Source organism: Streptomyces sp. MBT53 (assembly GCF_016654115.1).
Lineage (GTDB): Bacteria > Actinomycetota > Actinomycetes > Streptomycetales > Streptomycetaceae > Streptomyces.
Genome location: NZ_JAEQAZ010000309.1, coordinates 1 through 7,204, shown reverse-complemented (window position 1 = coordinate 7,204; position 7,204 = coordinate 1). Strand labels below are relative to the sequence as shown.

The following is a 7,204-nucleotide window of genomic DNA, read 5'->3' as shown; positions in this document are numbered from 1 at the left end:
GGACCCACCCACCCGTCTCGGTCGGATGAGAAGTGGGCCACCCCCAAAAGCTCCTCACCTCCCCGCCAACGTCACCGCCTGGTCCAGTGCCTGCAAGAACCTGTTGACCGTCGTCCTGTCCCGTACCGCCAGGCGGAGCCACTGCTCGCCCAAGCCCGGGAACGTGTCCCCGCGGCGAACCGCGAAGCCCAGGTCGCGCAAGTGCCGCCGGACGGCAACCGCGTTGGGGACGCGGACGAGGACGAAGGGGCCCTCGGCCGGTTCCATGACCTGGAGGCCGTCGGGGGCGAACTCGGTGAGGCCGGCGACGAGATGGGCGCGGTCGGCGGCGATGCGGTGGGCCGCGTGGGCCGCCTCCGCGAGGGCCGGTGACTCCATGCACGCCTCCGCCGCGGCGAGCGCGGGCGTGGACACCGGCCACAGGGGCTGGGCCCGTTCGAGTTCGGCGATCGTCTCGGGGGCGGCCAGGACGTAGCCGATCCGCAGTCCCGCCAGACCCCAGGTCTTCGTGAGGCTGCGCAGCACCACCAGGCCGGGGATGTCGGTCCGGCCCGCGAGCGCCTCGCGCTCACCCGGCACCGCGTCCATGAACGCCTCGTCCACCACCAACGTCCGCCCAGGACGGGCCAGTCGGGCGATCGAAGCCGCGGGGTGGAGGACGGACGTGGGGTTCGTCGGGTTGCCGATCAGCACCAGGTCCGCGCCCTCGGGAACGGCCCCCGGGGTCAGCCGGAAACCGTCCGCCTCCCGCAGCAGCACCCGCCCCACCGCGTGCCCCGCGTCCCGCAGCGCCGCCTCCGGCTCCGTGAACTGCGGGTGCACGACCACCGGCTGACGGACCTTCAGCGCACGGGCGAGCAGCACGAACGCCTCGGCCGCACCCGCCGTCAGAAGCACACGGTCCGCCGGCAGCCCGTGCCGCGCCGCGACCGCCGCCCGCGCCGCCCGCCCGTCGGGGTAGGCGGCGAGACCGGTCAGCGAGCCGGTTATTCGCTCGCGCAGCCACGCGGGAGGCGTGTCCGCGCGGACGTTCACCGCGAGGTCGGTCAACTGGGCGCCGTCGTCCCGGACTTCGGCGTCCCCGTGATGACGGAGATCATGGGTGTCGCGTGCGGGATCGTGGGCTCTGTCAGTGTGCATGGGCGTGCCCACCGTGGTGGTGATGCCCGTGGTGGTGACCGTCGTGGTCGTGACCGTCGTCGTCCGGGTGGAAGTGCGGCTGCTGCGGCTGCCCCACCTTGTCCTCGAAACCGGGCAGCGCGATGCGGTACACGCACGAGTCGCAGTTCATCCGCAGATCACCCTTGACCGCCTCCCGGTATCGCTCCATCACCAGGTCGAGCAACTCCGGCTCCGGACCGATGACTTCGGCCGACCGTACCTCGGTCTCCGGGTGTGCCGCCGCCCAGCCCTCCGTCTGCTGTCGTACCCGCTCCGGCAGGATGCCCGTGAACAGGAAGTACGGCAGCACGACTATCCGTCGCGCGCCCAGCTTCACACACCGGTCGAGGCCGCTCGGCACGTCCGGCGCCGCCAGCGACACGAACGCCGGTTCCACGCCCGCGTACCCGCGCCCTTCCCACAGCAGCCGCGCCGCCTTGTGCACCCCGGCGTTGGCGTCCGGGTCCGTCGACCCGCGCCCCACGAGGAGCACGGTCACATCGGCCCGGTCCTCGGGCGTCCGAGCCGACTCGCCGAGCGCCTCGTCGAGCCGTCGCTCCAGCACCTTCAGCAGCGACGGGTGCGGGCCCAGCGGACGCCCGTACGTGTAGGAGATACCCGCGTGCCGCTCCTTCTCCCGGGCCAGTGCCGCCGGGATGTCGCCCTTGGCGTGCCCGGCGGACACCAGCATCAGCGGTACGGCCGCGAACCGGCGCACCCCGCGCTCCACCAGCTCGGTCACCGCGTCGCCCAGCGGCGGCGGCGACAGCTCGATGAACCCGCCCGCGACGGGCAGTTCGGGGTGACGGCGGCCCAACTCCCGTACGAAGGACCGGAACGCCTCGGCTCCGGCCTCGTCCCGGGTGCCGTGTCCGGCGATGAGCAGGGCGGGCGGCGGGGTGGTCACGATTTCTCCTCGGGATGTGAAACGGGGTGGTACAGAAGGGCGTTGAGGGCAGCCGCGGCGACCGCCGAACCGCCCTTCTCGGACACGTTGCTCACGGCGGGCAGCCCGCTCTCGCGCAACGCGGCCTTGGACTCGACCGCGCCGACGAAACCGACGGGCAGTCCGATGACGAGTGCGGGGGAGGCGTCCAGCGTCAGCAACTCCTCAAGGGCGGTGGGTGCGTTGCCGATCACCCACAGGGCGCCGGGTCCGACCTCGTCGTAGGCGAGCCGGATCGCGTGTGCCGAACGCGTCAGCCCGGGACCGGACTTGGCGTCCTTCAGTCGGCACACGGTCCGGAGCTGAGTGATCCCGGCCGCGGCCATCGCCACGTCCACGACCACCGGCGCCCCCGCGTGCAGCGCGCTGTGCGCCTTCGCCAACTCGCCCTCGTCCAGGACGAGATCGGACGCGTAGTCCAGATCGGCCGCCGAGTGCACGACCCGCTCGACGACCGCACGGCTCAGCGGCGGCAGGTGCGAGGTGTCCAGGCGGGCGCGCATCCGCCGGTAGGACTCCACCTCGATCGGATGAACGACCCGGTTCACGGGGATCATTCGGCCACCTCCTGCCAGCGGTACCCGCGCGGTGTCACCATGCGCCCCGCGATGTCCCGGGTGGCCGTGTTGCCCACGGTCACCACAGTCATCATGTCGACCGTCGCCGGATCCAGCGCCGCCAGCGTCGTCAGTCGGCTGGATTCGTCCGGCCGCGAGGCGTTCCGTACGACACCGACCGGCGTGCCCGGCTCCCGGTGCTCGGCGAGGATCGCGAGGGCCTTCGGGAGCTGCCAATCGCGGCCCCGGCTGCGGGGGTTGTAGAACGTCACCACGATGTCCGCCTCGGCCGCGGCCCGCACCCGCCGCTCGATGACCTCCCACGGCGTGTGCAGATCGGAGAGGCTGATCGACACATGGTCGTGGCCGAGCGGCGCTCCGAGGATCGCGGCGGCGGCCAACGCGGCCGTCACGCCCGGGACTCCGACCACGTCGATGTCGTCCGAGGCCTCCGCCAGTGCGGGCGAGGCCATCGCGTACACCCCGGCGTCCCCGCTGCCGATCAGCGCGACCGCCTGCCCCTTCCGGGCCTCGGCGACGGCGGTACGGGCCCGCTCCTCCTCGGCGCCGAGCCCCGACTCCAGGACCAGCGTCCCGGGCCGCAGTAGATCGCGGATCTGGTCGACGTACTGGTCGAGCCCCACCAGCACGGCGGCGCGCCGGAGTTCGGCCTTGGCGCGCGGGGTGAGCAGATCCCGGGCGCCGGGGCCGAGCCCGACCACCGCGAGCCGGCCGCGCGCGAGCCGCCGTACGACGGCACAGGTCGCCATCGCGGGCTGACCGTCGGCGCGTTCCGACTTCCGCTTGGGGACGAGGAGTTCGCCCCCGCCGACGAGCGCGGCGGCTTCCGCCACTGACGGTGTGCCGACGGCCGCGAGCGGTGCCTCGGAGGGGTTGGGCACCTCCACGGCCGCCAACTCCTCGGCGGAGTAGGTCACCAGAGGCACACCGAGTCGCTGAGCCGCCTCGACGATGCCGGGCTCGTCCGACTTGGCGTCGACCGTGGCGAGTTCGGCGAGTGACTTCAAGGAAAGCCCCGCATCACGCACCGCGCTCTCGACGAGCCCCACCACCTCGTCCACCGGCGCCCCCTTGGACGCGCCGACCCCGACGACGAGCGACGGCGGCCGGAGTACGACCTCACGCTCGCCGGGTTCGGCCGCGCGATCGGTGACCCTGATGACGTAGGAGCCGTTGGCGGACACCTTCAGCGGCGGCAGCGGCCACGCCAACTCGGCGTCCAGGGCGACCGGTTCGCCGTCGAGCAGTGCTCGCGAGACGCCCGCGACATCGCCCTCCACGGGGAACCCGAGGGTGTCCAGGCCGGGCACGCCGACCGCGTCCGTGGCCGTGGTGACGACGGGCTGCGCGGCCAGCAACTCGCCCACCTCCACGGCGAGTTCATTGGCCCCGCCGCCGTGCCCGCCGACCAGCGAGACGGCGAACCGGCCGCCCTCGTCGACGCACACGACCCCCGGGTCGGTCCGCTTGTCGCCCAACAGCGGGGCGAGCAGCCGTACCACGGCCCCCGTGGCGAGGAAACAGACGAGCTGCTCGCACTCCGCGAACGCGGCCCGGACGGCGTCCCCGACGGGACCCTCGTACACGCGCGTACGGTCCGGCCACGCGGCGGCCAGCCGGTCCCGCGCCGTCGCTCCCGCCGCGGTGGCGGAGATGAGGCCGATCACTGAGCAACTCCTTCGACAGATGCCGGAGGCCGGACGCCCCACAGCAGAAAAACGGGATTGGTGGCCGCCAGCCGGGTCACGTCTCCCGGCAGCGGCGCGAGCCGGGACGACTGCAGCAGCACCCCTTCGACCGCGAACCCGGCGCCGCCGAGCGCCTCACGGACCGCCGGTACCCGGTCCAGCGCGGCCATCGCGACGACCACGGTCCGCCGGGCCCGCCGGGCGCACGCGGTGACGATGGCGGGCAGTTCGCGCCCGCCGCCGCCGATGAACACGGCGTCGGGGTCGTCGAGATCGGACAGCACGGTCGGCGCGGCCCCGTGCACGGTGTGCACGTCGACGCCGTGCGCCTCGGCGTTGGCGCGGATCCGTTCGACACCGTCCCGGGTCTTCTCGACGGCCGTGACGGCGGCACCGAACCGCGCGCACTCGACGGCCACGGAACCGGAGCCCGCGCCGATGTCCCAGACCAGTTCGCCGAGCCGGGGCCCGAGCCGGGCCAAGGCCAGCGCCCGTACCTCGAACTTGGTGATCATCGAGTCCCGGTGCTCGAACTCCCGCTCGTCCAGCGCCCATTGGGCCGGTCCGACGGCGGCTCCGGCGATCGTTCGCACGGCACCGGTCGCCCGCGACTCGTCGAGACAGAGGACGACACTCACCGCCGTACCCCAGTCGCGGGCGGCGGCCTCGGCGGGCGTGACCCGCTCCACTCGCTCCTCCCCGGAGCCGAGCGCGGACGCGACGACGAGGACGCGGTCGGTGGTGCGGTGGGTGAGGGCGGCGCCCAGTTCGGCGGGTCCGGCCCCCGGTCCGGTGAGGACGGCGACCTTGGGATGCGCGCGGCATGTGTTGACCGCCGTACGGAGATCGCGTCCGTGTGCGCTGACCACGACGGCGTCGTCCCAGGTCAGGCCGGTGCGGGCGAAGGCGGTGGCGACGGAGGAGACGCCGGGGCGGACGTCGAGGGCATCGGCGCCGAAGCGTTCCGCCAGTGCCCGGACGATCCCGAAGAACCCGGGGTCGCCCGAGGCCAGCACGACGACCGGCTCGCCCTTCTCGACGTACGCCTCGATGGTGTCGAGGGCGGGCGCGAGCGGGCCGAGGACGATCTGCTCGGCGCCGTCCGGGAGCGTCGCGGCGGCCAGATGGCGCCGGCCGCCGACGACGAGCCGGGCAGCGGCGAGCACGTCGGCCGCGAGCGGCGCGCCCGTCCCCGTACCGACGACCGTGATCATGTGCTCGCACCCCGCGAGCGCAGCGCCCGGCGGGCCTCCGGGTCGGCCTTGCGGTAGCCGTGGAAATGGCCCGGGTGGTAGAGGTGCGAGCGGGTGCCGTGGGCGTCCAGGGCCGGGCCGACCAGGAAGAGGGTGTGCTTCCAGAGCTTGTGCTCCTTGACCGTCTCCTCCAGCGTGGCGATCGTGCACTTGACGATCAGCTCCTCGGGCCAGGTCGCCTGGTAGGCGACGACGACCGGTGTGTCCGTCGGATAGCCGCCCTCCAGCAGCTCCCGCACCAACTGCCCGCTGCGGGCGGCCGACAGGAAGATCGCCATGGTCGTGCCGTGGCGCGCGAACTCCCGCACCTCCTCGCCGGGCGGCATCGGCGTCTTGCCGCCGCCGAGCCGGGTGAGGACGACGGACTGCGCGACCTCGGGGATCGTCAGCTCGCGCTGCGCGAGGGCGGCCACGGCGGAGAACGCCGAGACGCCCGGGACGATCTCGGTCGCGATGCCGATCTCGGCACACCGGTCGAGCTGCTCCTGCGTGCCGCCCCAGAGGGCCGGGTCGCCGGAGTGGATGCGCGCGACGCGCAGCCCTTCGCTCCGGGCCCGCTCGTACACGGCGACGACGTCCTCCAGGGACATCGTCGCCGAGTCCAGGATCTCGGCGCCCTCGCGCGCGTGGTCGAGCACCTCCGCCTGGACCAGGCTGGCAGCCCAGATCACGACATCGGCCTCGGCGATGGCGCGCGCGGCACGGAACGTCAGCAGATCGGCGGCACCGGGGCCGGCACCGACGAAGGTCACCTTGCCGACGGTGGCATCGGTATCGGCCATGGGGTCGGATCCTCTCGAGCGGGACAAACAGACAAGCGGGACAAACGGAACGGGAACGTCAGTGCACGTGGGGGTGGAGCGGCCCAGGATGTGCGCGAACAGGGGTTGATCGGATAGCAAGGGGACTATGGCGGTCTTCGTCGCGCTCGGCGCGTTCCTGATGACGCTGGCCGGCGGCTGGACGGCACAGCGGGTGACCGACCGCCGCCATCTCGTCCTGGGCCTGGCCGGCGGCCTGATGCTGGGCGTCGTAGGCCTCGATCTGCTGCCGGAGGCGCTGCGCGCGGCGGGCCGCGAGGTCTTCGGCGTACCGGCCGCGCTGCTGCTCTTCGTGGCCGGTTTTCTCGTGGCCCATCTGGTCGAACGCACGCTCGCCGCCCGCCAGGCCTCCCACGGAGCGGAGGAAACCAACGGACGCGCGCCCGAGGTGGGCCTCACGGCCGCCGCCGCGATGGTCGGCCACAGCTTCATGGACGGGGTCGCGATCGGCGCCGCGTTCCAGGTGGGCGGCGGCATGGGTACGGCGGTCGCGCTCGCGGTCATCGCCCATGACTTCGCCGACGGCTTCAACACGTACACGATCACGAGCCTGTACGGGAACGCCCGCCGCAAGGCGATCGCGATGCTGTTCGCGGACGCGGCGGCCCCGGTGGCCGGCGCCGCCTCGACGGCGTTCCTGACCATCCCCCAGGGACTGCTCGGCGGCTATCTCGGCTTCTTCGGCGGCGTGCTGCTCTATCTCGCCGCCGCCGAGATCCTCCCCGAGGCCCACCACGAGCACCCCGCACCCGCGACC

Annotated in this window: 7 protein-coding genes; 1 reads left to right on the top strand and 6 read right to left on the bottom strand. The window is 73.2% G+C overall.

Annotation, left to right across the window (positions count from 1 at the left end; all coding sequences use genetic code 11):
• Positions 1 to 54: 54 nt before the first annotated feature.
• From cobC to cobM, 6 genes are read right to left on the bottom strand one after another with little or no spacing between them, the layout of a single operon-like run.
• Positions 55 to 1,140: an Rv2231c family pyridoxal phosphate-dependent protein CobC gene (cobC, locus tag JHN45_RS49140; protein ID WP_201055977.1), complete on the bottom strand. Its 1,086-nt coding sequence runs from the start codon at positions 1,138 to 1,140 to the stop codon at positions 55 to 57.
• The gene (locus JHN45_RS49135) at positions 1,130 to 2,068 is read right to left on the bottom strand and encodes a sirohydrochlorin chelatase (RefSeq protein WP_201055976.1); all 939 of its coding nucleotides are present in this window, start codon (positions 2,066 to 2,068) and stop codon (positions 1,130 to 1,132) included. Before JHN45_RS49135 ends, cobC begins: the two co-directional genes overlap by 11 nt.
• Entirely contained in the window at positions 2,065 to 2,655 is a 591-nt protein-coding gene (locus tag JHN45_RS49130) for a precorrin-8X methylmutase (protein ID WP_201055978.1), read from the bottom strand. The genes JHN45_RS49135 and JHN45_RS49130 overlap by 4 nt, the downstream gene beginning before the upstream one ends.
• 5 nt (positions 2,656 to 2,660) lie before the next feature.
• Positions 2,661 to 4,352 (bottom strand): precorrin-3B C(17)-methyltransferase, encoded by a 1,692-nt coding sequence (gene cobJ, locus JHN45_RS49125; protein ID WP_201055975.1) that lies wholly within the window; start codon positions 4,350 to 4,352, stop codon positions 2,661 to 2,663.
• Positions 4,349 to 5,587 (bottom strand): precorrin-6y C5,15-methyltransferase (decarboxylating) subunit CbiE, encoded by a 1,239-nt coding sequence (cbiE, locus tag JHN45_RS49120; RefSeq protein WP_201055974.1) that lies wholly within the window; start codon positions 5,585 to 5,587, stop codon positions 4,349 to 4,351. Before cbiE ends, cobJ begins: the two co-directional genes overlap by 4 nt.
• A complete protein-coding gene (gene cobM, locus JHN45_RS49115) occupies positions 5,584 to 6,408 on the bottom strand; it encodes a precorrin-4 C(11)-methyltransferase (RefSeq protein WP_201055973.1) in 825 nt (274 codons plus the stop codon). The genes cbiE and cobM overlap by 4 nt, the downstream gene beginning before the upstream one ends.
• 127 nt (positions 6,409 to 6,535) lie before the next feature.
• On the opposite strand from cobM, the gene JHN45_RS49110 reads away from it, so the two are divergent.
• Positions 6,536 to 7,204: ZIP family metal transporter (locus tag JHN45_RS49110; protein ID WP_201055971.1), on the top strand; the 669-nt coding region annotated here is incomplete at its 3' end.